The sequence below is a fragment of the Candidatus Margulisiibacteriota bacterium genome (assembly GCA_031268855.1).
GTDB lineage: Bacteria > Margulisbacteria > Termititenacia > Termititenacales > Termititenacaceae > Termititenax.
Map to the genome: position 1 here is coordinate 1 of JAIRWS010000142.1, position 22,862 is coordinate 22,862.

At 50.8% G+C, this 22,862-nt stretch carries 29 protein-coding genes; 13 read left to right on the forward strand and 16 right to left on the reverse strand.

All coding sequences use genetic code 11. From position 1 onward, the window contains the following. Nucleotides 1–186 (forward strand): hypothetical protein (locus LBJ25_08320; GenBank protein MDR1453958.1); only part of this gene is annotated, 186 nt, incomplete at its 5' end. Between the two features lie 4 nt (nt 187–190). Here the strand turns inward: LBJ25_08320 and LBJ25_08325 are convergent. The 7 genes from LBJ25_08325 to LBJ25_08355 all read right to left on the reverse strand — a co-directional run bounded on the left by LBJ25_08325 (nt 191) and on the right by LBJ25_08355 (nt 4,244). Further along, complete coding sequence (locus LBJ25_08325; protein MDR1453959.1) at nt 191–490, reverse strand: nucleotidyltransferase domain-containing protein; 300 nt, start codon at nt 488–490, stop codon at nt 191–193. After that, nucleotides 490–900, reverse strand: coding sequence for a nucleotidyltransferase substrate binding protein (locus tag LBJ25_08330; GenBank protein MDR1453960.1), 411 nt, complete (start codon nt 898–900; stop codon nt 490–492). The genes LBJ25_08325 and LBJ25_08330 overlap by 1 nt, the downstream gene beginning before the upstream one ends. Nucleotides 901–975: 75 nt before the next feature. Then, entirely contained in the window at nt 976–1,257 is a 282-nt protein-coding gene (locus tag LBJ25_08335) for a hypothetical protein (protein ID MDR1453961.1), read from the reverse strand. Further along, a complete protein-coding gene (gene coaBC / locus LBJ25_08340; GenBank protein ID MDR1453962.1) occupies nt 1,250–2,398 on the reverse strand; it encodes a bifunctional phosphopantothenoylcysteine decarboxylase/phosphopantothenate--cysteine ligase CoaBC in 1,149 nt (382 codons plus the stop codon). The genes LBJ25_08335 and coaBC overlap by 8 nt, the downstream gene beginning before the upstream one ends. Before the next feature lie 9 nt (nt 2,399–2,407). After that, the gene (gene rpoZ, locus LBJ25_08345) at nt 2,408–2,689 is read right to left on the reverse strand and encodes a DNA-directed RNA polymerase subunit omega (protein MDR1453963.1); all 282 of its coding nucleotides are present in this window, start codon (nt 2,687–2,689) and stop codon (nt 2,408–2,410) included. After that, nucleotides 2,686–3,255 (reverse strand): guanylate kinase, encoded by a 570-nt coding sequence (gmk, locus tag LBJ25_08350; protein ID MDR1453964.1) that lies wholly within the window; start codon nt 3,253–3,255, stop codon nt 2,686–2,688. Before gmk ends, rpoZ begins: the two co-directional genes overlap by 4 nt. 35 nt (nt 3,256–3,290) lie before the next feature. Next, nucleotides 3,291–4,244 (reverse strand): hypothetical protein, encoded by a 954-nt coding sequence (locus LBJ25_08355; protein ID MDR1453965.1) that lies wholly within the window; start codon nt 4,242–4,244, stop codon nt 3,291–3,293. Between the two features lie 132 nt (nt 4,245–4,376). Here LBJ25_08355 and LBJ25_08360 point away from each other — a divergent pair, with 132 nt between their 5' ends. Then, nucleotides 4,377–4,751, forward strand: a complete 375-nt coding sequence (locus LBJ25_08360; protein ID MDR1453966.1) for a hypothetical protein — start codon at nt 4,377–4,379, stop codon at nt 4,749–4,751. Between the two features lie 30 nt (nt 4,752–4,781). Here the strand turns inward: LBJ25_08360 and LBJ25_08365 are convergent, their stop codons facing one another. Next, nucleotides 4,782–5,171, reverse strand: coding sequence for a prepilin-type N-terminal cleavage/methylation domain-containing protein (locus LBJ25_08365; GenBank protein ID MDR1453967.1), 390 nt, complete (start codon nt 5,169–5,171; stop codon nt 4,782–4,784). A 217-nt stretch (nt 5,172–5,388) separates the two neighbouring features. Between LBJ25_08365 and LBJ25_08370 the strand changes: the two genes are divergently transcribed. Beyond that, a complete protein-coding gene (locus tag LBJ25_08370; protein MDR1453968.1) occupies nt 5,389–6,222 on the forward strand; it encodes a hypothetical protein in 834 nt (277 codons plus the stop codon). A gap of 12 nt (nt 6,223–6,234) precedes the next feature. After that, the gene (locus LBJ25_08375; protein MDR1453969.1) at nt 6,235–6,567 is read left to right on the forward strand and encodes a hypothetical protein; all 333 of its coding nucleotides are present in this window, start codon (nt 6,235–6,237) and stop codon (nt 6,565–6,567) included. 61 nt (nt 6,568–6,628) lie between these two features. Here LBJ25_08375 and LBJ25_08380 read toward each other — a convergent pair whose 3' ends face one another. Then, nucleotides 6,629–7,534: a type II secretion system F family protein gene (locus LBJ25_08380; protein MDR1453970.1), complete on the reverse strand. Its 906-nt coding sequence runs from the start codon at nt 7,532–7,534 to the stop codon at nt 6,629–6,631. Continuing rightward, nucleotides 7,531–9,054 carry a YifB family Mg chelatase-like AAA ATPase gene (locus LBJ25_08385; GenBank protein MDR1453971.1) on the reverse strand — a complete coding sequence of 508 codons (1,524 nt, stop codon included), beginning with the start codon at nt 9,052–9,054 and terminating at the stop codon, nt 7,531–7,533. The genes LBJ25_08380 and LBJ25_08385 overlap by 4 nt, the downstream gene beginning before the upstream one ends. A 90-nt stretch (nt 9,055–9,144) precedes the next feature. Here LBJ25_08385 and LBJ25_08390 point away from each other — a divergent pair, with 90 nt between their 5' ends. Then, a complete protein-coding gene (locus tag LBJ25_08390; protein ID MDR1453972.1) occupies nt 9,145–9,888 on the forward strand; it encodes a ZIP family metal transporter in 744 nt (247 codons plus the stop codon). A 2-nt stretch (nt 9,889–9,890) separates the two neighbouring features. Here the strand turns inward: LBJ25_08390 and LBJ25_08395 are convergent, their stop codons facing one another. After that, nucleotides 9,891–10,280, reverse strand: coding sequence for a helix-turn-helix domain-containing protein (locus tag LBJ25_08395; GenBank protein ID MDR1453973.1), 390 nt, complete (start codon nt 10,278–10,280; stop codon nt 9,891–9,893). 145 nt (nt 10,281–10,425) lie between these two features. On the opposite strand from LBJ25_08395, the gene LBJ25_08400 reads away from it, so the two are divergent. Continuing rightward, nucleotides 10,426–11,190, forward strand: coding sequence for a hypothetical protein (locus LBJ25_08400; protein MDR1453974.1), 765 nt, complete (start codon nt 10,426–10,428; stop codon nt 11,188–11,190). A gap of 198 nt (nt 11,191–11,388) precedes the next feature. On the opposite strand, the gene LBJ25_08405 is transcribed toward LBJ25_08400, so the two are convergent. From LBJ25_08405 to LBJ25_08415, 3 genes are read right to left on the reverse strand one after another with little or no spacing between them, the layout of a single operon-like run. After that, nucleotides 11,389–12,117, reverse strand: coding sequence for a TIGR03915 family putative DNA repair protein (locus tag LBJ25_08405; protein MDR1453975.1), 729 nt, complete (start codon nt 12,115–12,117; stop codon nt 11,389–11,391). Between the two features lie 4 nt (nt 12,118–12,121). Then, the gene (locus tag LBJ25_08410; protein ID MDR1453976.1) at nt 12,122–13,378 is read right to left on the reverse strand and encodes a putative DNA modification/repair radical SAM protein; all 1,257 of its coding nucleotides are present in this window, start codon (nt 13,376–13,378) and stop codon (nt 12,122–12,124) included. Nucleotides 13,379–13,432: 54 nt separating this feature from the next. Next, nucleotides 13,433–14,218 carry an ATP-binding cassette domain-containing protein gene (locus LBJ25_08415; GenBank protein ID MDR1453977.1) on the reverse strand — a complete coding sequence of 262 codons (786 nt, stop codon included), beginning with the start codon at nt 14,216–14,218 and terminating at the stop codon, nt 13,433–13,435. 135 nt (nt 14,219–14,353) lie between these two features. Here LBJ25_08415 and LBJ25_08420 point away from each other — a divergent pair, with 135 nt between their 5' ends. The 5 genes from LBJ25_08420 (at nt 14,354) to thiE (ending at nt 18,255) form a co-directional block, all read left to right on the forward strand. Continuing rightward, nucleotides 14,354–15,148, forward strand: coding sequence for a hypothetical protein (locus tag LBJ25_08420; protein ID MDR1453978.1), 795 nt, complete (start codon nt 14,354–14,356; stop codon nt 15,146–15,148). A gap of 72 nt (nt 15,149–15,220) precedes the next feature. Beyond that, entirely contained in the window at nt 15,221–15,763 is a 543-nt protein-coding gene (locus tag LBJ25_08425) for an XRE family transcriptional regulator (GenBank protein ID MDR1453979.1), read from the forward strand. Beyond that, a complete protein-coding gene (locus LBJ25_08430; GenBank protein MDR1453980.1) occupies nt 15,748–16,515 on the forward strand; it encodes a porin family protein in 768 nt (255 codons plus the stop codon). Before LBJ25_08425 ends, LBJ25_08430 begins: the two co-directional genes overlap by 16 nt. Before the next feature lie 25 nt (nt 16,516–16,540). Continuing rightward, nucleotides 16,541–17,272 carry an ABC transporter ATP-binding protein gene (locus tag LBJ25_08435; protein ID MDR1453981.1) on the forward strand — a complete coding sequence of 244 codons (732 nt, stop codon included), beginning with the start codon at nt 16,541–16,543 and terminating at the stop codon, nt 17,270–17,272. A gap of 8 nt (nt 17,273–17,280) precedes the next feature. Next, nucleotides 17,281–18,255, forward strand: a complete 975-nt coding sequence (gene thiE / locus LBJ25_08440) for a thiamine phosphate synthase (GenBank protein MDR1453982.1) — start codon at nt 17,281–17,283, stop codon at nt 18,253–18,255. Here the strand turns inward: thiE and LBJ25_08445 are convergent. Further along, the gene (locus tag LBJ25_08445) at nt 18,252–20,039 is read right to left on the reverse strand and encodes a DUF4116 domain-containing protein (protein MDR1453983.1); all 1,788 of its coding nucleotides are present in this window, start codon (nt 20,037–20,039) and stop codon (nt 18,252–18,254) included. The genes thiE and LBJ25_08445 overlap by 4 nt on opposite strands. A gap of 69 nt (nt 20,040–20,108) precedes the next feature. Here LBJ25_08445 and LBJ25_08450 point away from each other — a divergent pair, with 69 nt between their 5' ends. Together LBJ25_08450 and thiH are read left to right on the forward strand one after the other, a co-directional pair. Further along, on the forward strand, nt 20,109–20,879 hold the full coding sequence (locus tag LBJ25_08450; protein ID MDR1453984.1) for a thiazole synthase: 771 nt from the start codon (nt 20,109–20,111) through the stop codon (nt 20,877–20,879). After that, nucleotides 20,872–21,948, forward strand: a complete 1,077-nt coding sequence (gene thiH / locus LBJ25_08455) for a 2-iminoacetate synthase ThiH (protein MDR1453985.1) — start codon at nt 20,872–20,874, stop codon at nt 21,946–21,948. The genes LBJ25_08450 and thiH overlap by 8 nt, the downstream gene beginning before the upstream one ends. Nucleotides 21,949–22,215: 267 nt before the next feature. On the opposite strand, the gene LBJ25_08460 is transcribed toward thiH, so the two are convergent. Then, nucleotides 22,216–22,608 carry a hypothetical protein gene (locus tag LBJ25_08460; protein ID MDR1453986.1) on the reverse strand — a complete coding sequence of 131 codons (393 nt, stop codon included), beginning with the start codon at nt 22,606–22,608 and terminating at the stop codon, nt 22,216–22,218. Nucleotides 22,609–22,862 lie beyond the last annotated feature (254 nt).

A 22,862-nucleotide genomic window follows, 5' to 3' on the forward strand; every position in this document is an offset into this window, starting at 1 on the left:
TACGGCCTGAGTATGGACTGGTGGTTCGGCGAGCTGGACAAACTCAAGCCCCAAGACGCGGCCAAACTGGAAAAGAAAGTCGCGGAATTTGAGCTGCTCAGCAGTTTTAATAAACTGGATAAGAATGCCAAAACTGTGGTGCTGCGCCTGCTCAAAAACTACGCCAAAGAACGCAAGTATAAATAATTTATTATTGCTTGATATATAACATCTTTCCGACACGGTCGATGTGCGCTCTGAGGTCGGGATTTGTAATCTGGTCATAAACCAAAACATCAAATTTATACGGCAACGGCAACTCATTTAAATCATCGGCAATTAGCGCGCTGCCCTGCCAGTCAATTACGCCGCGCAAAGCAATATCAATATCTGAATTATAGCGGGCAGTGCCTTTGGCCCGCGAACCAAAAAGCATCGCTTGTCCCACCTGCGGATATTTAGCAAAAACCGCGCGAATTAAATTCAAGGCTTGTCGATCTAATTGTCCCATTATTTTACCGCCCAGAAAGCGTGCAGTTTTACCAAAGCTGGTAAAAAATCGGCCTGTATTTTCCCCAATATCTCAACAAATTTAGCGTGGTCGTAGCAATGCGCCATTGTATTGCGCGCTAGCATCATATTGATAAAAATTTGTCCGTCTTCAATAACACCTAAAGCAAAAGCTTCTTTAATAACAGCGCGCGGGTTGCTTTCTTTTAACACGACCCCGTTTTCCTGCATATAATCTCTTAACGTATTCAAAGCCAATTCATAAGTGTATTCAAACCGCTGGATCGCGCCTTCCTGTTCCAAATCGTTTAGCGAATCGATTGCCCTGTCTTCAATAGCGGAACGCAACAAACGAATAGCTTCATTATAATTTTGAAATCTCTGTTTCCAGCGAATGTCTTGATCTGGCATACTAAGCTCCTTTTATCTATTATACTCTCTCTTGCCCAAAACTCAGCCAATTTTCGCGGGCAAATAAATAATACTTCATTTCGGCGCTATTAACTTCACCGCTGTTTCGGGGAAACATTTGTAATGCTCCGCGATCCAGTAAGCCAGTTTGACCAGATTTTCGTCAAAGCAGGGCGGGCCACTTATCTGCCGGACGGGAATGGTCTTGAATTCTGGCGGCGCGACAAAACACAAGATGTAACCGGTGTATGGCTTGCCGCGCAGAGTCGCCTCCGCCGCGCAGCCGATCTCAGCGTCATCCGGCACGGAATAAGTATAGATCTTTTTATTGATATATATTTCCGCAAATTTAGTCATGCGCGGCTGCCAGCGCGGCGCTGACTTTTTCGATAATCTTCTCCGCGATCTTTATTTTCGGCAGCTTTCCCAGAGTTTCCTGAACACCGCTCTTTTCCAGCAAAACCACCGCCGCTTCCGCGCCGCCCAGCGCGGAGATGTCGTTGGCGGCGAGCAAATCCAGATTTTTCTCGCGCAGTTTTTGGGCGGCATTCTCCAGCAGGTTTTCGCTTTCCAGCGCAAAACCAACCAGATACTGCCGTTTTTTCTGACCGGCAAAATATTGCAGCAAATCCTCGGTTCTGACCAGCTCGATAGTTAATTTTTCCGGAGAGGACTTTATTTTGCGCGGACTGACCTGCGCCGCCCGATAATCCGACACCGCCGCGGCCATAATTAGCGCGTCAGCATTGGCAAATTCCGCGGCGATTTTTTCTTTCAAGCCACGCACGTCCAGCGCCGCGGCGTCGATATACACCGTGTCCGCGCCGGCTTTTTCCGCGGCGGCTTTTAAAGCCAGACCCATTTGGCCGGAAGAATTATTGGCCAGGACGCGCACCGGATCGAGCGGCTCGCGCGTGCCGCCGCCAGTAATGACAATTTTTTTGCCGCGCAGTTTGGCCGAAAATCCCAGCGTTTCCTGTATTTTGGCCAGAATAATTTTATTATCGGGATAACGTCCCGCGCCACTCACGCCGCAGGCCAGATAACCGGAAGCCGGCTCGATAACCGCGACCCCGTATTTTTTTAATTTTCGCAGATTTTCCTGTGTGAGCGGATTTTCCCACATGGCGGTATTCATGGCCGGCACGATTATTTTGGGACAGCGCGCGGCCAAAAAAGACGCGGTCAAAATATTATCCGCCAGACCATTGGCCAGTCTGGCAATGGTGTTGGCCGTGGCCGGCGCGACAACATACAGCGCGGCGTCCTCGACCAGACCGATATGCGGCACCGGCTCGCCGCCCGCGGCAAATTCCGCGGCGCAAACCGGCTGACGGGAAACCGCGCGAAAAGTCACTGGCGTGACAAATCTGGCCGCGTTTTCAGTCATAACAACCTGTACCCGGAAATCCTGCTGGCGCAACGCGCTGACCAGACTGACCGCTTTGTAGCAAGCAATACCGCCCGTTACGCCGACTATAATTTTCTGGCCGCTCATAGGTAAAAACTACTTGTCGCTTTTTTTCTTGGCGCCTTTGGCTTTTTCGATAATTTTCGCGCTCAAAGACTCCGCTGTTTCGGAGTCCGGCTGCGCGATCTCAGCTTTGATCTTGCCGGCGTTGATCTCATCCAGCGCGATCACCAAGTCTGTGTCGTCTTTTTCTTTGCTTAATTCCACCTGCTGCACCGCGCCGTCCTTGAGCTGGCGCGCGCGCTTGGCCGCCACCACCGACAGCATGAAACGGTTGTCCAATTTTTCCAGCACTTCCTCAATTACTATCTCTTTCATCGTCCGTTCTCCTTTTCCAATTTTATTTCCTGGTCGATTATTTTGTTTATTTTTTTTACGCAGGCGCCCAATTGGTCGTTGACCACCTGATAATCATATTCTGCCGCTTTTAACATTTCCACGCGCATCGTTTCCAGCCGGATCCGCATTGTTTCCGGCGTTTCCGTGCCGCGGTTCTTGATCCGCTCGACCAGCGCGGCTTCGCCGGGCGGCAAAATAAAAATCGAGCGCAATTCCTTAAACTGCCGCCGCAGATTGATGCCGCCCTGCACATCGACTTCAAAAAGCACGCTGCGGCCAGAGCCCAGCATCCGGCGCACCTGCGCGCGGCCTGTGCCGTAATAATTGCGGTGCACTTCCGCGTATTCTAAGAACTCACCCGCGGCGATCATCTGCTCAAACACCGCGCGGCTGACAAAAAAATAACTCACGCCCTCTGTTTCCCCGGCGCGGGGCGTGCGCGAAGTGTACGATACCGAAACGCTCAAATCCTGCCGGTTGCGCAAAATTTCTTGTATAACCGTACCTTTACCCACTCCCGAAGGACCGGATATCACCAAGAGCATTGCCGATTTTAGCACAAAATAAAAGCGTTTGTAAGCTAAGCCACTTTCATGACATAGATGACCGCAAAATATTTCGGCACGATGGGAACGGCTGTCTGCGGACTGCCGCCACCGCCGGTAACTGTAATGCCAGTGGTACTTTCCTTTGAATCATAACTAGAATCAGGGCTTGTTGCTGTTGCTCTATCCGCTCCTGAGTTGCCAGCGTGAGACCAATTAATCGGAATAGTATGAGTGTGTCCCGGATCATTAACCGTATGCGTGTGAGCAGGTAAATTAGCGGCTACCAGCGTTACACTATCGATTCCGACCGCGGCTGTTCCGCCTTCTTCCATGCCGCGCAGGAATAAATTGCGCAAATTCGGTGTGCCGCCATTACCATCGCATATTTTCCATTTGGCCTTGAACGCGGCATCGGAACTGTTGTAATAAGTCGTATTACGCATGGCTATGATCGTCCCTATCGGTAACACAAGGTCAATGATACCCGCTAATTCAGCGCTGACCCAGGCCGTCACCGCTCCGGTTGTTGGATATTTGACCGCATCATCTTTGTTGGCAACAGTAATTGACGCGGCTTTATTACTCGTGTTTTCGTTTCCAGATAGAGCCGTGGCCACCGCTTTTTCCGTCGGTATATTGTCGTCGCTGGCATTCGTCGCGGTGTCTATAGTCGTGGTTCTGGTTAGCGTGCCGAGTGTCCCCGCTGTCCCGGAATAAGCCACGATATTTTTGGCTATGTCGGCGGCGAGCTTATCCTGCTTGGCATTATTCAAGGCATCAAAGTTTTTCCCGACCAGCTTGGATGTTGGATAATAGCTGTCGCTGGAATTAGCGGTCAGAGTATCCGCCGTGTCGTCCGCTGAAGAGGCCTGTTTGTTGGCGACTTTTTCTTTGGTATTCAGCGCCGCGGTCATGGTTGCCGCAGAAAGCGGAGCGCCTGTCGTAATCCCGGTATAAGTATCACTGTAATTGTCTGCGTTTGCCATAAAGATACCCCCTGTAATTTTGCTGTCCTGATTATAGCACATTTTATATTGAAAAGCAATAATAGTTTATACATATAAATGTAAGCCGGTTGAACGGTTAAACTTTAAGCGCGCGCTCAAAGAAGGGGCTATATGGACAAGACCGCCATCGAAAAAGAATTAAAACTGCTGATCAGCACGAAACTGCAATTGATCAAAAAACAAAACGGCGCTTCTCTAGAAAAAATGGCCGAGGAAGTGGGGCTGGAATACGCTTCGTTCTACAATATTTACAAAGGATTTAATCTGCCCAGACTGGTCACGTTATTTCAGATCAGCCGGCGCTACCATTTGCCGGTAGAATTTTGGTTCAAAAAGGCGGAAGCGCTGGCCGTCAGAGAAGAGGCCGGCCTGCGCCGGAAGTCCGCCGAGTCCGAGCTCGTCCAGCTTTTTAACGAGCTCGATCCCGGAGCCAAAAAAATCCTCAAAAAAATGCTCAAAGGCTATCTCCGCCAGCGTCGCGCCTGATCCGAACAAAATTATCCCGGCTGCCCAGGCTCAATTATTTGTTAATTCCAGCAGGACTGCCGCGCCGTCTTTTTTATAGGCGGTCAGCGTGTAGACACCCAAGCCGCCATTCAAACTGTACATAATCCGCCCAGCCTGATCACTGGCCAGATAGTCCTTGCCGGTAAAAGGATTGCGGAAACGCTTCAAGCCCAGTTCATTGACCAGCTGCGCCAGCGGTGTGGATTCGCCGTCAGGATAATGATCATTATCCAAATAGTAGCCCTCGACTTCCGCCTGCACATTATATAGAAGCGCGCGCAGGGCCGCTTCTTTGGCGCGGTTTTGCGCGCCGGCCAGATTGGGGATCAGGACAGCTGACAGCATGCCGATGATCGACATCACGACCAGCAATTCCATTAACGAAAATGCTTTTTTCATCACTCACCTCCTTTCGTTTACAAAAACTTCCAACATTTTTGCCTGCCGAGCTTAACAAGACAACGAAGTTGTCGACGTTAAGCGAGGCCTACGAGCCCGCATAGCGGGCGACGTAAGTCCTTACAAAAACTTCCAATATTTTTGCCAAGTCCTCCATAGGTAATACTGCAAGAAAAATGCCAGGTTTTCCTCGATCTTGTGTATAATGTATTGGCGTATGCTAAAAAAATTATTCGCTGTTTTGAGCGTTTTATTTTTGCTGGCCGGCTGCGATACGCCGCCGCGCCGGATAATTCTTGAGGCGGCGGACAACCCTCTAGAGATCCTGCGGCAAAAAGACATTTTGCGGGAACGCGGGATAAACGATGTCATCCTGTCTGAGCTGGCCATAAATTGGGACGCGCCGGCCGAAAGACTGGCGGACAGCCGCCGGGTGTTTCGAGAATTCCGCAAGCAGCAGCTTTTTCCGCACTGGCAGATCAATCTAACGGAGACGCTGCCCAAATGGGATTCCGCCAACTGGGCAACGGTCAATACCGCGCTGTACAATATCGTCAGCGAGGCCAAACATGCCGGAATTCAAGGTCTCGTCATTAACACCGCCGCCGGACGGCTCTGGAATCCTTTGTACAATCCGCGTTACAACGATATTTCTGACAATCTGGCTGAACAGATCATTTACCAGCGCGGACGCGATTTCATGCAAATTATTGAGAATGTTTATCCGCAGATCGAGATTGCCGTGTATCCGGTCGGCGCTTTTGAACGCAGCACGCCCAATTACACTTACTGGCATCATTTCGTCAACGGCCTGGCCAGCGTGCAGCGGCGGCAGCCAGTCAAACTGATTTTTAACAGCCAAAATTCTTACGGCCGTTTCGTTAATACACCTAACGCGCCGCCGTCCGCTCTCGAAACAGCGGATCTGCCGCTGCTTCCACTGTATAAAATTCCAGACCACTCTAACCCGGCAGAAACTCTCGCCAATATTCAAACGCTATATGAAAAATATTCACAGATCATTCTGCGTGCGAAGTATTCCGCTTTGTAATATAATACAGGCATGCGCAAAGTTTTGATCCTGCTATTGCTGTGGCTCGGCCTTGGTCTGGCCGACACCAAGCTCGGACACTGGTATCTGGTTATTCACAGCAACTCGCCCTATATCGCGGAAGAAGGCGACAAAAGCCTCAAACAGTTAAAACAAAACACAGCGGTGCGTTTGATCAAAAACGAGACCGTCGCGGAGACGTTGTTTCTGCTGCCCTGGCGTGTGCTAACGCTAATGGTCACAATTGAGCCGCGCGGCAATTGGCTGGTCGAAGATCAAGACGGCAACCGCGGCTACGTGTGGGACAGCGATCTCAGATACGCGGAAACGCAAAACAAATATTAATTCTCTGCTTTGACTTATTTCCGCCAAAATATTTTTTTGATGGTATCACATTATTTATTTTTTAAAACTCCATTCCCGCGTAACTAAACAAGGGGCGAAAAAAACTCCAGGCCGTCAGCGCGATAATGCCGCCGGTCAATAAAAGCAGCACCGGCTCAAAATAAAAAATGATTTTGTTGATCCTATTTTGGTAATCCTGTTTGAAATTTTTCAGCAAATAAACCAGGCCGCGCGAATAATTGGCTCCGCCGCCGACCGTCAGGAGCTTTAATTCCTGCGGCTGGAACAACTCCGCGCGGGAGAGAGCCTCGCCCACCGACAAACCTTTGGCCAGATAAAAATAGACGCGGCTCAAAGCTGACGGCGGCGCGCTGCGCAAATACTCGCTCAAAAAATTGGCCAACGGAATCCCCGCGCGGTCGGTGATCGCCAGCAAATTAAGCGTCTGGATAGACTCCAGCGTCCGGCGCAGGCCGGTTTTTTCCAGCAGATAAGCATAAATAAATTTGCCGTTCAGCAAAAGCAACACCAATCCGCCGAGAAACAGCCACTGCCAAAACGCGGAATTAGCCTGGCCGCCCAGTTCGGTTATCAGACTGTTGAATAACGGCAGCAGAAAAAAGATGAACGCCAGCAGCATCAGCAGCGTGAAACCAAGCGTCAATAAAGGATAGGCGGCTTTTTGGCGCAGCGTGTTTTGCAAAGCTGTTTGGTCGCGGTAATGTTCAAGCGCCAGCGCGACAAAATCACGCAGCCGGCCGTTCAACTCCGCCGTGCGCAAAACTAAAAGCATTTCCGGCTCCAGTTCCCAAACGCTGCTCCAGGGCTCGCCGCGCTGCAAACGCCGGCGGTATTTGCGCCCCAGTTCGCTACCTAAGAGATCCAAAATTTCGCTCTGGCTGTAGCCGCAGTCCAGCAGCGCGTCGAGTTCTTCCAGCAGCTCAAGATTTTTTTGCAAATTGCTCATGGCCGCATCCAATCGTGCATTTTGTACTGCAGGGCTTCCGCCGCGTGTTCTTCCAGAACCTCCGGCGCGCCGCTCAAGTCAGCTATAGTCCGCGCGACTTTCAGAATACGGTCGTAGGCGCGGGCGGAGAAACCCAGTTTTTCGGCGGCCGTAAAGAGTAATTGCCGCGCGCCCGTCGTTATCCCGGCCAATTCTTTAAGCTCGGCCGGAGACATGCCGGCATTGGCGTGCAGACCGCTACGGCCGGCAAAACGCCGTGTCTGCCTATCCCGCGCCGCGGCCACTCTCTGCCGGACTGCGGCTGAGGATTCGCCGCTGGATCTGGCATCCAGCTCTTCCGCGCTCAAAGACGGCACTTCGACGAAAATATCGATCCGGTCTAAGATCGGCCCGGATAATTTTTTCCAATAATTAGCGATCTGCGGCGGCGTACAAACACATTTTTTCCGCCGATCCATAGCGTAACCGCAGGGACAGGGATTTAGCGCCGCCGCGAGAATAAAACGCGCCGGATAAGTCAGCGCGGCCAGCGCGCGGGAAATAGTGATCTCGCCGTCTTCCAGCGGCTGGCGCAGGACTTCCAAAACAGAGCGGTCAAATTCTGTAAACTCGTCCAGGAACAAAACGCCCTGATGCGCCAGCGAGATCTCCCCGGGTCTGGGGATCCGTCCGCCGCCGGCAATGCCAACGCCGCTGATCGTATGATGTGGCGCGCGAAACTGGCGGCGGCGGATCAGACCGCGGCGCAATAAACCGGCCGCGCTGTAGATTTTAGAAACTTCGATGGATTCCTCATAGGTCAAATCCGGCAGAATAGTCGGCAGACGCCGCGCCAGCATGGTTTTGCCGCAGCCCGGCGAGCCGATCAGCAGCACATTATGTCCGCCGGCCGCCGCGATCTCCAGCGCGCGCTTGGCCAAATACTGGCCTTTGATCTCCGCAAAATCGCCGTTAAATTTTTGCGCCGTGCCGGAAGGAACCGGCGGCTGATACGGAATAGCTTTTTTCGCCCCGCGCAAATAGGCCAGCGTTTCCGCCAAATCGCGCGCGGGCAAGACCCGCAGCCCTTTGACCAGAGCCGCTTCCTCCGCGTTGTCCGGCGCCAGGACAATTTCCCGCAGGCCGTTCTGCGCCGCCGCCAAAGCCATGATCAGCACGCCGCGCACCGGTTTTATTTCGCCGTTTAGAGAAAGTTCGCCCAGAAAAATCTTTCCGTTCAGCGCGGCCGCGTCAAACAAGCCGGCGTTGGCCATCATACCGACGGCGATTGGCAGGTCAAAAGCCGGGCCTTCTTTGCGGATCGCCGCCGGCGCGAGATTGATCGTATATTTGCAGAAAAAATCGACCGGCAGGCCGGAATTGCGCAGGGCGGACTCGATACGCTCTTTGCTCTCCTTGACAGCCGCGTCGGGCAGCCCAACTATAATATGCTGCGCCAGACCGCCGCGCATGTCCACCTCCACGCGGATCAGACTCGCTTCCAGCCCCAGCGCCGCCGCCGAATTTACCGTAGTCAGCATATTTAGAAAAATGCAACTTTTATGCCAGTTGGCAAAAATCTTAGAAAAAACGACGGTTGAATTCCGCCGCTTTTTGCCGGAAAATGCGGCATGGTTTTACTGCAGGCGCTGGCCGCAAGTTTTTTGGTTAGTTTGGTGTCTTTTGCCGGCGCGCTGGCTTTGCTGGTCAAGGAAAAAGCTCTGCGGAAAATTCTGCTGGTTTTGGTGGCGTTCAGCGCCGGCTCGCTCATCGGCAATTCTTTTCTGCATTTGATACCCGAAGCGTTGCTGGAATTAAGCGAACACTCGCCCGTTTTTTTCTCCGTACTCGCCGGTTTTACCTTTTTCTTTCTGCTGGAAAGATGTTTGTACTGGCGGCACTGCCATCACGAGAGCTGCGCGGTGCATAATTTTTCGTATCTCAATCTCTGCGGGGACGCGGCGCATAATTTTATTGACGGGCTGATCATCGGCGGCAGTTTTTTGCTCAGTCCGGCTGCCGGCTGGATCACCACGCTGACGGTCATGAGCCACGAGATACCGCAGGAGCTGGGGGATTTCGGCGTGCTGCTCTACGGGGGCTTAAGTAAATACCGAGCGCTGGCTTATAATTTTGCTTCGGCTCTGACCGCAATCCTTGGCACGGTCTGCGGCTTTTTCTTCGCCCGCCAGTCCGCAATTTTTACCGGGGCGCTTTTGGCCTTTACCGCTGGCGGATTTATTTACATAGCCAGCAGCGATTTGATCCCCGAACTGCATGAAGTTCAGGATAAAAAACAAGCGCTGCTGAATTTTTTGACTTTTATTTTAGGTTTGGCATTCATGTACGCGCTGACTTTTCTACCGGAAGGTTGATTTTAAAATTTCTTTCTCGTGTATTTTTTGCGTTTCCTGGACAGATTGTTTATCATTTCAAGAACAATTTCTTTGGTTTGAATATTCAGTTTTTGGAAACTGCTGAGCAGCTCAAATTCCACTGTCTTTTCGCGGATCCGCGCTTTATCCCGGGCACACTCTCGTGACTCCTTAAACCACCAGTTCATATCTAGATTATAAAATTTATTGATATTGGCCAGCGTCACCAAATGCGGCAGCGTAGTTCCTTTCAGCATACGGCAATATTGCGCGTAATCCAAATTCAAATCTTCGGCGGAATTTTCCAGTGTCTTTTTGCTACGCTCTCGGAGCAGACGGAGCTTCCTGCCAATTAATAACTTCAGATCTTTATCTGTTATAAGCTCGCCCATGAAGACACACCCTGCCTGTAATTATTCTGTAAGTCTAGTTATTTACGAAGCATTTCTTTATAGATTGTATTCAGAAAATTATATAGACTTTTTTACATATTAATGCTAGACTTAAGACAGCTTAAAAAATCAAGGAGGTATTTATATGACAAAAATATTGCACGCTAAAGTTGAGGCGGGCGAGAAGCTGCTGGCCAGTGACATCCTCGATTTGACTTTTTTTCCGATGGGTTCGATCTTGATGATGGACGGCGGCTGGACGGACGGGCGCGGCGGCTGGTACATCTGCGACGGACGCAATACGCCTCACGGCAAGACTCCGGATTTAAAAGATAGATTTATCCGCGGCGGGACTTCCAGCGGAGACTCGGGCGGCGGGACAACAACTCTGGCCTCAGCCAATCTGCCCAGCCATAATCATGCTTTGGGCGGATTGACCATCACCGGCGGCGATCATTCACACGGTAACGGCACTTTAGCCGCTTCCAGCGGCTCAGCGAACCACTCGCATGGCAATGGCACTTTGGACGTATCGATAACTGGTGGGGCGCACGGACATTCGATCAATGATCCGGGACATACTCATGCAATAAAGCTTTCCCATGAGGAGAAAAACGATCAACAAACTCCTACTCAATCAAATAATGCCCATGAAGCCACTGGCTATACTGAAAGCGCAAAAACAGGTATTACTATAAACAACAACACTAGTCATAATCATACCGTCACACTCTCAGGCACGATCGGGTACGATGACGCATCTCATGGCCACAGCATGAGCGGCGCTATTGCCTCTGCCGGACACACTCATGATATCTCCGGCGGGACTATCGGTAATACCGGCGAGGGCGCGGCGTTCGATGTGGTGCCAGCGTATTACACGGTGATCTATATTAAAAAAATGGCGTAACAACTGCCAATGCTGACATGTTTCACCGCAGGCGAAACACCCCACCGCAGCTAACGCTGCCGCATCCCCTTGGTAAGGGGAGGCTGTCTGTCGCGCAAGCGACAGACTGGTGGGGTGTCTCGCGCAAGCGAGATGTTGGGACACGTTATAAATCTAACGTTTGGCCTGCCTGCCAAGGACATAAATTTTGCTGAATATTTAATTCTTTTCCACTAAATATTTCCAGTAGCGTTTCGGCATAAATTGTCTTTGCAGTTTAGGATTTTTTCTTTCTTGTATGGCCACCGCGCGCCAAAAAGTTTTCCATAATTCCTGATAATGGCTTTCCCGCGCGGAGTATTTGCCGCGCGCGTCCTGAAGATCCACCGCGGAAAATAAATTGAGCTGACAGTCTTGATAGATCAGCGCCAGGCCGCGCCGTACATCGTGGATCAGCCAGTTTTGCGCGCTGAAGCGCGCGCGGCAATGTCCGGCGAGCAGAGGCAGCACTCCGTGATCCGGCTCGCAGGCCGCGTAAAAACTCCCATCGCTCAATTCCTGAAAACGCAGCAGGCCTTTTAATCTCTCCGCCTCGCGCGCGACCCGGCGCAGACATTCCAGCGCCGACGCTATGTCTGGATCAGCGTAGTTTCCATCCAGACTGCGCCCGGCAGACAGCGTTTTGCGCACGTAATTGAAAATTATTTTTTCTTTGTCCGGGAAACTGGAGAGATAGCAGCATTGCACATTGTAAAAAATTTCCAGCTCCCGCAGTTTGGCCGAAACTCTGGCCGCTTTCGCCGGATCGGCCGTTATCTGCTGAATTTCATCGAACAAGCCTTTTTGATAATTTTCCGCCGTGACAATTTCCGGCACAATTTTCAGGCGGTAAGCTTCAAAAACCGCCGTCAGAAAACCTTCCAAACTGCCGTCGTAAACAAACAGCATAACGTCAGGCGGCAAAGAGCGCCAGCTGTTCCTGGCCGGGCAGGAGTTTTTGTTTTGGCCCGGCTGCTAAAAACCGGTACAAAGCCGCTGGCGAGGAACGCGCCGCGCCGTCCGGCAAACGCCCGCCGCAGACAATAAAATACCTGGCGCGTTTCCAGACCACACCGATCCTTTGCAGCGCTTTGTCCTGCAGCGCGTGAAAACGCCGCGCCTGCATGATCCGTTTGGCGGAACGCACGCCAATGCCCGGAATACGCAAAAGCGCCGCGTACCCGGCCTTATTTATTTCCACCGGAAAAAATTCCGGATGCCGCAAAGCCCACGCGGTTTTCGGATCGACGAATTCATCAAGATCGGGATATTCCGGCGATAGTATTTCAGCGGCGGAAAATTTATAAAAACGCAGCAGCCAGTCCGCCTGATAGAGGCGGTGTTCGCGCAATTTGATCAGACGGTTTTTTTCCGCCGCCGCGGCCGGCTCCTCCAGCAAAGCCGGCAGCCGCTTATCCGCGTTGACCGGCACATAGCCGGAATAATAAACACGGCTTAAATTATGCGCTCGATAGAGCCGCTCAGACAGACTGACGATCTGCAGATCGCGCTCCGGCGTCGCGCCGACGATAAGCTGGGTGCTCTGTCCGGCGGCAGGCGCGACAGCGGCCACGGCCTGCATAGTCCGCGCGATAACCTGCGGCTGCTTATCCGGCGCCAGCAGCCGCAGACTCGGCGCGCTCGGCAGTTCGATATTCGTGCTCAGTCTATCGGCATAGCGGCCGGCTAAACGCACCAACTCCGGCGAGGCGCCCGGGATAATTTTCAAATGAATGTAGCCGTAATAATTCTGTTTTTCCCGCAAAGTCCGCGCCACGCGGATCAATTGCTCCATAGTATGGTCAGGACTTTGCAGCACGCCGGAGCTTAAAAACAGTCCTTCTATATAATTACGTTTGTAAAACTGAATGGTCAGGTCAATTAACTCCTCGGGCGTGAACGCGGCGCGCGGCACGTCGTTGCTACGGCGATTGATACAATACGCGCAGTCGTATATGCAGTAATTAGTCAGCAGCACCTTGAGCAACGACACGCAGCGGCCGTCATCCGACCAGCTGTGGCAAATCCCCGCGCTGACCGTTGAACCCAGGCCTTGCCCGGCCAAACGGCTGACCTCCCTCGATACCGCGCGGGAAACACCGCACGACGCGCAGGATACATCGTATCTGGCCGCGCCGGAAAGAATTTTGATCTTTTCCTGCAAATCCATAACCGGATTATATCAGGCCTAATATAGAACAGGCAACAAGTTCTATTTATTGTTCTATATAATTTTCAGCGTATACCAGCCTTTATTTTTTTCGACACGCAGCGGCAGGCCAAAAACCCGAGAAAGCAGCGCGCTGGTCAGGAGCTTTTCTTTCGCTCCGTCGGCAAAAACTCTGCCGTCTTTGAGAATAATGACGCGCGTGATCTCCGGAATTATTTCTTCCAGCAAATGGGTGACTAAAATTACGCTGCGGCCGGTCTGCGCCAGATGGCGCATGTTTTGCAGAAATTGGGCGCGGGCTTTGATGTCCAGTGAAACGGTCGGCTCGTCCAGCACAATGACCCGCGGCTGATTGATCAGCGCGCGGCCGATCAAAAAACGGCGCAGCTCGCCGCTGGAAAAAGTACTGGCGGTTTTCCTGGTCAGTCTGGTCAAGTTAAGCCCGCGCGCAATACGCCAGGCTTCTTTTTTTTGCGCGGCGGACACGCGCTGATTTTCGTGAATATCGATGCTGCCGAAGAGTCCTGACAAAATTATATTCAGCCCCGCGCAATCCGGGCGCCGCTGATGCTGTTCCTGCAGCGCGCTGGAAATGACAGCTAATTTATGGCGCAGGCTGAACAGATCCCAGCGCTCCTGCCCGAAAAGCCGGATCGCCGGTTCGGCGCGGTACAGCGGGTAAATATCGCCAGACAGCATTTTGAGCAGCGTGGATTTTCCGGCGCCGTTGGGACCGAGCACCGCCACCTGTTCGCCCAGATCAATTTCCAGAGAAATATTTTTGAGAATGGCCTGCCCGCCACGGCGGACAGAGGCTTTATTCAACCGCAAAAAAATCATCTTCTAAATATTAGCATGGATGATAACCGGAAACATTAACCCTAAAAAGATGAAATCTCCCGCGAAAATTTACGATAATATTTAAAAGAGCCAGCGTCGGCGCGCCGGTATTTGAAATCTGAAAAGGAGAATTGTTTGTTATTAACGAAACAAATATGTCAGCCGGAAGTTATTCTTCAGACGAATAGCGTTACTATTTATACGGATAATAATAAAACACTGGATCTTGAGTTGACACCGATAGTACAGCAATGGTCACGCAAGGAGTTCGAAAACGTTTGGCATATTGCCAATAAAAACGAAAAACCGCGGATGCTCAGGAGCCAACCGGCTTATTTGCGGGAAGTTTTCAGCTCTCATCTGACAGCTTTTGCGGTGGAGAATACGCCCGCAGATTTACAAGAATTTCTCACCGCCGTTAAAACGCCATATCCCGAATATGCTAATTATTGGGAGTTTACCCGGGCCAATGTGGATATATTTATTTTCTGCCAAAATATCCATAATAAATTGTTCAAGCGGACGATGACCGGTATGGTGGGGCCAACTTATTTTGATGAGTTTTATTTTCCGCGGCAAAGAGTTATTTTTATGAATTCTTATGATTCTAAACTGCGGTACTCCTTAGGCTTAGGCATGCTTTATTTTTACGCCTCTTTTGTTGTCCATGAAACACGCCATAAATTAGACCAGAATTTGTCCCGCCTCGGCAAATTACCTAAATTTTTCACGACGTACCTAGAGCCGATTGAGCGGCGCGCCAATATTGAGCAATTACAATTTGCCGCCGCCTCAGAAAAAATATTTCCTGATCTACGCACTGATCAGCTAGCACAAGATTTACTTTGGCTGGATATATGGCCGGAGATTAAGAAATATAATCAAGCTCTGCATTTGGAGAAAGATAATATAGAATTGGAGCGTCCGTAGAGTTAATTGCTGCTTGACACTAATTTTAAATGTTACTACAATGAAAAGAACATAAGCCTGAAGGAGTTTGTTATGGAACTAGGCAGAAAAATCCGCGAAACCAGAGAACAAAAAGGCCTCACCCTGCGCAAGCTGGCTAAAGACATCGGCGTGTCGCCCAGTTTTATTTCGCAGGTCGAACAGGGCAAAGCCTCACCGTCGGTGGACTCGCTGACGCAGATCGCCAAAAATCTCGGCGTGAGCAGTTCGTATCTGCTGGGCGAGGACGACCTGGGGATCGGCCTGCTGACTTCAGCCACGTCGTCGATCAAAAACAGATTTGCGCTGGAGAAATTAAACTCCGTGCAGGTCAAACGCCTGCTGCCCGATAATATCAATAACAATATCGAACCGGCTCTGCTGGTGCTCGAACCGGGCGCCGGTTCGGAAGAAATTACCGGCCAGAACAGCGGTGAAGAATTTTTGCTCCTGCTCGACGGGCAGCTGGACATCAAGGTCAACGAAAACATCTACACGATCCCCAATGGCCAGACTTTTTATTTTCCGGCCAACTCGGTGTATAGTTTCAAAAACAACACCGGCGCCGCCGCCAAAGTGTTATGGATAAAGGCGTAATTGCCGCCGCGTTAATTTTGTCTCTGTGCTGCGCGGAACCACAACTGCGTCTGGGACTCGGCCCGACCAATTATGACCACGCCGATTTCTCATTCCAGGCGAACACCGGTTTTACCGAATTGACCTTTAATCCCGCAGCGCGCCTGCAGCTCGGCTTGAAGTACACCAGCAGCGGAGTCATTTTAAATCAAAGCCAGCGTTTCGACGCGCGCGGCCTGCTGGCGGTGTTCAAAATTTACCTCAACACGGTCAGCGCCAAAACTCCGTATTTCGGCGGGAATTTCGGCTGGCTCAATACGGAAATCAGCTCGTCCCGGTCTCTGTACACAGCGCGCGGCGCTTGGTGCGCTGAATGGCTGGGCGGATATTCTTTTCGGCTCAATGAACTAAACCGGCTCAATCTCGAATACGCGCATCAGGTCATTGACGGCGGCTACGTGCCGGACGCCAAATTGCTGTCCGATACGTGGACTCTGTCCTGGGCTGTGACGCTGGAACCGTTTTCCGAGCAGCCGCGGTATCATCAAACTCCGGCGGAAAGCATCGCCACCAGACAGGAGTATCTGCGTCAAAAAATCACCTACAACAATGAGCAGATCCGAAAATATGACGCGCTGATCGCCAAGTACAATCAAAAATTTTTGGACAAATCCGCCAGCGACGCCGAATTAAATGAACGTGATTTTCTGCTCGGCCAGCGCGATCAGCTGGAAGCGGACAATCAAAAAATGCTGGAGCTGCTGGAGAAATAACCGACGCTTAGTATATAATCCCAGCATGTTCTCTCTAAAGGAAGTCAGTTACAGTTTCCAAAAAACCGTGCTGGATAATATCTCGCTGGAAATCCCCGCCGGCCTATTTACCGGCGTCGTCGGGCCGAACGGCAGCGGCAAAACTACTCTGCTACGGCTCTTGAGCGGTTTTTACCACGCGCCGCAAGGCCGTGTCCTGCTACGCGGCCAAAATCTCGCGGCGCTGCGTCCGCGTGTCCGCGCGCGGCAGATAGCCGTGGTGACACAGATCAGTATCCTGAATCCGCAGTTCACCGTCCGGGAAATGCTGGAGCTTGGCCGCGCGCCTTATCACCGCTGGTTTTGGCAGCGGCAGACCGCCTCGGAAAAAAGCCTGCTGGAAAAGATCACCGCCGATCTAAAACTGACCGGGCTTTTGCCGCGCCGGCTCAAAACGCTGTCCGGCGGCGAATTGCAGCGCACGGTCATCGCGCGCGCTCTGGCGCAGGACACGCCGGTTTTGCTGCTCGACGAGCCGGTCAATCATCTGGATATTCATCATCAGCTGGAAATTTTGAGTTATCTTAAAAACCTGACCGCGCAGGGACGGACGATCATCGCTGTTCTGCACGACCTGCGGCTGGCGCGGCGTTTTTGCGACAGTTTGCTGGTCATGGACAACAGCAAGATCATTGCTGGTCATCCGGAAGCACACCTAAAATCCGGTCTGCTGGCCAGAGTTTTTGAGCTGCCGGCAGATTCGGAATTCCTGTGTTAAGATAAATTATGCGCCAAACCCACCGTCTGCTCGACGCCAATGTCAACCGCGCGCGGGAAGGACTACGTGTCCTGGAAGACATTTGCCGGTTCATTCTCGACGATCTTCAATTAACGGACAAAATTAAAACCATTCGCCATGCTTTGCAAGACTTGATCGGTATACCGGACGGGCTGCTCGTGGCCAGCCGCGGCGCGGCTGAGGATATCGCGCGCGGACGCCCCGTGCCGCGCCGCGCGGATCTGCGCCAGATCGTCACCGCCAACGCCAAGCGCGCGGCGGAGGCTTTGCGTGTGCTGGAAGAATTTTGCGCGCGCGGCAGCGCCATAAAAGACCAGCGTTACTTGGTTTATGATCTGGAAAAAATTATCAGGCAGAAAATTCTGCTGCGGCAGCCATTTTACCGCGACGTTTATGTGATCTCCGACCAGCCGACTGTTCTAATGGACGCGGTCAAAAACGGCGCGCGCGTTGTGCAGCTGCGGGATAAAGAAAACAGCGCGGAAATCATTTACCAAAAACTTTTGCCGGTCAAAAAATTAAAAGAAAATCATGATTTTGTCTTGATAGTGAACGATCATCCCGAACTTGTCGCGCGCGCCGAAATAGACGGCGTGCACATCGGGCAGGACGCTGACCCGGCCGCCGTCCGCCAAATGATCGGCGCGGACAAAATACTCGGCCTGACCACGCACAATATCGCGCAGGCGCAAAAAGCCGCGGGATTAAAAGTGAATTACATTTCCGCGGGGCCGGTCTGGGCCACGCCGACCAAACCGGGGCGCCAGCCGGTGGGGCTAGAATACGTGCGCGAAGTCGCCGCCAGTATAGACCTGCCTTTTGTGGCGATCGGCGGCATAGACCTGACCAATGCGCAAAGCGTGATAGATGCCGGAGCTAATACTATTGGCGTGGTACGCGGCGCGGGAGACGCGGCGGAGTATTTAAGGATCATTAAAAATAATATTGTTGGTAGGCTTTAGTAGGGTTGTAGGTTTAGAAAATCCTCGTCGCCATAATAAGGAATATCCTCACTAGAATTTATTTTATAAACCGGATTATCTATAATTAGTATGTCTTGATATTCTTGGAAAAAATCTCCTCGATACACAACATTTCCTCGATACACAACATCTATAATTTTCCCCGTACTATCTAATTTCATTTCAGAGAGACTTGTGTTAATTGTGGGGGCAAATACAGTTTTTATATATCTGCCAAAAACATTGGCTAAATTTGGCTTATTATCTTTACCTAGACCAGTCGAGCAGCTATCTAAAACCAATGTATTTATGTTTAATTTAGTCAGGATTTCCCCATATACATCTTCGAGTAGATTTGGCGTTAAATACTCCTGGCCAAAATCTATGCGCCCCTGACTACCGTGAGCATTGATGATAAGTGCTCTTTGTTCTATAGTTTTTGGCAGATGAGTTTGCAATAAAAGCAAAGCTTGATCGATGTCTTGCAGTGAATCTATTTCAAAAAACAAAATCTGATTTTTTCTATCTAATTCTGAATAGAACTTCTTAAAGACCTCTAACCCGCCATTATGGTCTTTTTTGCCCTGCCAAATCACGATAACTGGTTTATTAGGGTCGAGCTGCTTATTGGCCAGTCTGAGCCTTTGTTCTACGAGATATGGTGCCCAATCGCCAAGCCTACTCAGATAAGTAATATTTAATTCATCAATTTTAGTTTTGCGGGCGGCGGCATATTGCCGCAGTTCTATGGCCAGCTCGGCAATCAGTTTTTCTTCTGCTTCGTATTCTTGTATATTTTGTGTATAAATATCTACAATATGTTGTAGAGCGTCCATATCTGCATAGTTTATTTTGTGCATCCTTCTATACTGATAAGCATCATATGACACATAGCCGCGAGATGGCAAAAGGAAATCTTTGTCGCTCAAGCCTGTTAATGTTTGGTAGGATAATGTATTCACCAGCAATTCCAAGACCTCAGAACAATGGAATAAATCTGGTTCAATGCCACTGTAGTCATAACTAATATTGTTAGACACTAAATATTCTAAAAACTCCTTGGTTTTTATCGGATAAGCAGAGGGAATCGTTCTCAGCCCGCTCCGGATCAGCTGCCGGATAAAATCTTCATCTTCCGTTAGAACATCATCTATTCCATCCGGCAAACAAGTCAAACCAGCTTGTACAGCTCGTAATAGAAAATCTTTATCATTTAATAAGTTTTTCCCTATTTTACTGATGTCCTCAACGCCATAACTGATAGCTTCCAAAACAAACTTTTTATTTTCACGAAATTGTCTGGCTATATGGGGAAATACAAGATTGTTGCGTTTAACCAGTTCCAGGTTAAATTTCTGATCGTATTTCAAACGCGGGCTAGTTGATTCAATTATTGATATATGTACTATTGCCATTCGTCTTACAAATTCCATATCATCCAGTAATTGAGGACTGGCGCACTTTATGGTGGCGTTATTAGCGCGTGAACCGCGCTCAAAGGAGTCTTCGATGAATTCAGGATCATCTTTTAGTCTGGAGCTGGCGTATTTTGCCGCCCAGGTATAACGATGAGTGGCCTTATTGATAAAGTCCGCGCTGTCCAGAAGATCTTCCTTAATAAATTGCATTGCCTTTGGATTTCTTTTAATAAGATCAAGCAGAAAATTTTCTTCGTCCTGGTAATATCCGGCATAACTTAAATATTCCGGAGTCTGCGACAACATTTGCAGTACTTCAGTTCTTTTGTTTTGTCTTACAAGATCGCTTATTATTTTGCTATACATACAACAATATATCGTAAGTGGTTTTAGAAAATTTCACGAATTTTTAGACCTTATGCTAAAATCTCCGCCATGGACGAACTTATTATCGGCGGGCAGAAATTGACCAGCCGTTTTTTCTTGGGCACCGGCAAATTTGCCAGCAAAAAAATCATGCGGGAAACCATTGCGCAGTCCGGCGCGCAGGTCGTAACTGTCGCTCTGCGCCGTGTGGATATTCAGCAAAATGCAGAAAATTTCTTGAATTTCATTCCCCAAAATGTGCAGATACTGGCCAATACTTCCGGCGCGCGCCAGGCGGACGAAGCCGTGCGCATCGCCAGATTGAGCCAAGCGGCGGGACTGGGCAATTGGGTGAAGATCGAGGTCATCAATGACAGCAAATATCTCCTGCCGGACGATCAGGAAACGCTCAAAGCGACGGAGATACTGGCGTCCGAAGGTTTTGTCGTTCTGCCTTACGTGACCCCCGATCTATACACGGCGCGCGCGCTGGTCAAAGCCGGCGCGGCGGCGGTCATGCCTCTGGGGGCGTTGATCGGCAGCGGCCAGGGGCTGCAAACAAAATACCTGCTGGAAATTCTGCGCCAGGAAATTACCGAAACGCCGCTGATCGTGGACGCTGGTCTGGGCGCGCCGTCGCAGGCCGCCGCGGCTCTGGAAATGGGTTTCGACGCGGTATTGGTCAACACCGCCGTTTCGCTGGCGGCTGATCCGGTGGAAATGGCCAGAGCATTCGGTCTGGCCGCGCAGGCCGGACGCGCGGCGTATCTGGCCGGTAAAATGCCGGCCGGCAACGCGCAGGCTTCCTCGCCGCTGACGGGGTTTTTGCACAATGAGTAATACAAAAAATATTACAATTTGTAATACACTATGTAATACAGAAATTCTAGCTATTTTTAACGATCACGATCCCGCCCTGCTGGAACAGCTGGCGCAGGAAGCGCAAAAAATTACGCGGCGGTATTTTGGCCGGACGATCAGCTTGTACGCGCCGCTGTACCTCTCCAATCACTGTGCCAATCAATGCGTGTACTGCGGTTTTCACGCCAGCCTGAAAATACCGCGCCGCAAACTTAACGAACAGGAGATCGAAGCGGAATATCAAGCCCTGGCGCACGCCGGCATACAGAGCATTTTGCTTTTGACCGGCGAGTCGCGTCAGCATACGCCGCCGGAATATCTCGAAGCGGCACTCAAGGCTGCCAAAAAATATTTTGCTAATATCGCGCTGGAAGTTTATCCGCTGGAGACGGAAGAATACGCGCGGCTGAACGCGGCGGGCTGCGACGGCGTGACGATCTTTCAAGAAACTTACGATCAAGCGCGTTACAAAATTCTGCACCCCGCTGGTAAAAAAAGCAATTACGCTTACCGTTACGACGCGCCGCGGCGCATTGCTTTGGGTGGTTTACGGCAGATCACGCTGGGAGTACTGCTTGGTCTGGCCGATTGGCGGCAGGACATTTTGGCTCTGCACGCGCAGCTGCGTTCTTTAGAAAAAGAATTCCCGGGCGTGGACTATGCCATCAGTTTTCCGCGCCTGCGGGGAACATACGATTATAAAGAAAAGAATTATTTGGTCAGCGACGCGGAGCTGGTTAAAATTATTTGCGTGACGCGAATACTTTTCCCAAGAATAGGGATCAATCTCTCAACCAGAGAAAGCGCGTCATTCCGCGATCGGGCTGTGCATTTCGGCGTGACCAAAATCTCGGCAGGCTCTTCGACTGCGGTCGGCGGTTATGCCGGTCTTGGCGCTTCACCAGCGTGTCCGCCGGATAGAGCCGTGCTCGAGAATGCTCCACAATTCGCGGTAAATGACGAACGTTCCGTCGCCGCAGTAAAAGCCATGCTGGAAAAACAGGGTTTTGATCCCGTGTTTACGGATTGGCGTTGTTTGGCGGCTTAATTTTCTCACTTAGCAGGCGCGGTTTTTTCGTTCTTTATTTTCGCAAATATTCTTACTGCTCTATCTGCACTAGAACGTCGCGCCGCGCGGCCTTGCGACCGAGAGCGGCTTCAAGCCGCCGAGGAAGTGTCGCTGGCTAACCGAGCCAGCGGCTGGCTTCACTTAACTTCGCAGCTATGTCGAACTTCATAAGTGGCTACCTTTATATCATTTGTTATTTCTTCGACCTTGTCACGTCGGCCGCTACGCGGCCTTGTGGCTCTCACTTCACGTCGCTGCGCTTGTGAAGTTCGAGTAAAAATCACACGTGTCAAAATCCACAAAGACATTTTTGTCTTTCGGCAGCTGCGGATATTTGGCGAATATCTCATTCCACCATTGTCGCTGTAAACTCATAGCTTCCGCTCTGGCGTTCAGCGCGGCGTTCACGAACACCTGCACCTGCTCCGCCGTCACTCCCTGCTGCAGAGCCGCCGGTTGCGCAGCCTGCGCCGCCACGTCGATCCGGTTGTTTATGAGTATCAAACTCTCCACCTCGTCCCGCGTTGCCTTGATACTCAAGTCCTCTCTCCGCGGATGCACCTTCCCGCAAATTGGACAGACCTTCGGCTTGGTTTCCGCAACCTCTTTATTTTTACTGTTATCGTTCGTGTTTGCCATAATTTTTACCTCCTTTTTATTTTTTTGCACATCTGCCAATGTTTCGCTAAAGCGAAACACCCCTCAGACAAAAATCTGCGCCGCAGATTTTTGCCAGCTCCCCTTATCTAAGGGGAGCTAACTTTCCCACCGCGTGCAGCCACAAGTCGCTGTAGAAGTGTCTTCGGCTAACCAAGCCTATCCAGCGCGGTGAATATTTTACCGGAGTGCGCTTTGGTTCGAACTTAACGAGCAGCGCGGCTGCGAAGTTAAGT

Coding starts and splice junctions, on each gene's coding strand:
- LBJ25_08325 (MDR1453959.1), bottom strand. CDS start 490: ATGGGACAATTAGATCGACAAGCCTTGAATTTAATTCGCGCGGTTTTT.
- LBJ25_08330 (MDR1453960.1), bottom strand. CDS start 900: ATGCCAGATCAAGACATTCGCTGGAAACAGAGATTTCAAAATTATAAT.
- LBJ25_08335 (MDR1453961.1), bottom strand. CDS start 1,257: ATGACTAAATTTGCGGAAATATATATCAATAAAAAGATCTATACTTAT.
- coaBC (MDR1453962.1), bottom strand. CDS start 2,398: ATGAGCGGCCAGAAAATTATAGTCGGCGTAACGGGCGGTATTGCTTGC.
- rpoZ (MDR1453963.1), bottom strand. CDS start 2,689: ATGAAAGAGATAGTAATTGAGGAAGTGCTGGAAAAATTGGACAACCGT.
- gmk (MDR1453964.1), bottom strand. CDS start 3,255: ATGCTCTTGGTGATATCCGGTCCTTCGGGAGTGGGTAAAGGTACGGTT.
- LBJ25_08355 (MDR1453965.1), bottom strand. CDS start 4,244: ATGGCAAACGCAGACAATTACAGTGATACTTATACCGGGATTACGACA.
- LBJ25_08360 (MDR1453966.1), top strand. CDS start 4,377: ATGGACAAGACCGCCATCGAAAAAGAATTAAAACTGCTGATCAGCACG.
- LBJ25_08365 (MDR1453967.1), bottom strand. CDS start 5,171: ATGAAAAAAGCATTTTCGTTAATGGAATTGCTGGTCGTGATGTCGATC.
- LBJ25_08370 (MDR1453968.1), top strand. CDS start 5,389: ATGCTAAAAAAATTATTCGCTGTTTTGAGCGTTTTATTTTTGCTGGCC.
- LBJ25_08375 (MDR1453969.1), top strand. CDS start 6,235: ATGCGCAAAGTTTTGATCCTGCTATTGCTGTGGCTCGGCCTTGGTCTG.
- LBJ25_08380 (MDR1453970.1), bottom strand. CDS start 7,534: ATGAGCAATTTGCAAAAAAATCTTGAGCTGCTGGAAGAACTCGACGCG.
- LBJ25_08385 (MDR1453971.1), bottom strand. CDS start 9,054: ATGCTGACTACGGTAAATTCGGCGGCGGCGCTGGGGCTGGAAGCGAGT.
- LBJ25_08390 (MDR1453972.1), top strand. CDS start 9,145: ATGGTTTTACTGCAGGCGCTGGCCGCAAGTTTTTTGGTTAGTTTGGTG.
- LBJ25_08395 (MDR1453973.1), bottom strand. CDS start 10,280: ATGGGCGAGCTTATAACAGATAAAGATCTGAAGTTATTAATTGGCAGG.
- LBJ25_08400 (MDR1453974.1), top strand. CDS start 10,426: ATGACAAAAATATTGCACGCTAAAGTTGAGGCGGGCGAGAAGCTGCTG.
- LBJ25_08405 (MDR1453975.1), bottom strand. CDS start 12,117: ATGCTGTTTGTTTACGACGGCAGTTTGGAAGGTTTTCTGACGGCGGTT.
- LBJ25_08410 (MDR1453976.1), bottom strand. CDS start 13,378: ATGGATTTGCAGGAAAAGATCAAAATTCTTTCCGGCGCGGCCAGATAC.
- LBJ25_08415 (MDR1453977.1), bottom strand. CDS start 14,218: ATGATTTTTTTGCGGTTGAATAAAGCCTCTGTCCGCCGTGGCGGGCAG.
- LBJ25_08425 (MDR1453979.1), top strand. CDS start 15,221: ATGGAACTAGGCAGAAAAATCCGCGAAACCAGAGAACAAAAAGGCCTC.
- LBJ25_08430 (MDR1453980.1), top strand. CDS start 15,748: ATGGATAAAGGCGTAATTGCCGCCGCGTTAATTTTGTCTCTGTGCTGC.
- LBJ25_08435 (MDR1453981.1), top strand. CDS start 16,541: ATGTTCTCTCTAAAGGAAGTCAGTTACAGTTTCCAAAAAACCGTGCTG.
- thiE (MDR1453982.1), top strand. CDS start 17,281: ATGCGCCAAACCCACCGTCTGCTCGACGCCAATGTCAACCGCGCGCGG.
- LBJ25_08445 (MDR1453983.1), bottom strand. CDS start 20,039: ATGTATAGCAAAATAATAAGCGATCTTGTAAGACAAAACAAAAGAACT.
- LBJ25_08450 (MDR1453984.1), top strand. CDS start 20,109: ATGGACGAACTTATTATCGGCGGGCAGAAATTGACCAGCCGTTTTTTC.
- thiH (MDR1453985.1), top strand. CDS start 20,872: ATGAGTAATACAAAAAATATTACAATTTGTAATACACTATGTAATACA.
- LBJ25_08460 (MDR1453986.1), bottom strand. CDS start 22,608: ATGGCAAACACGAACGATAACAGTAAAAATAAAGAGGTTGCGGAAACC.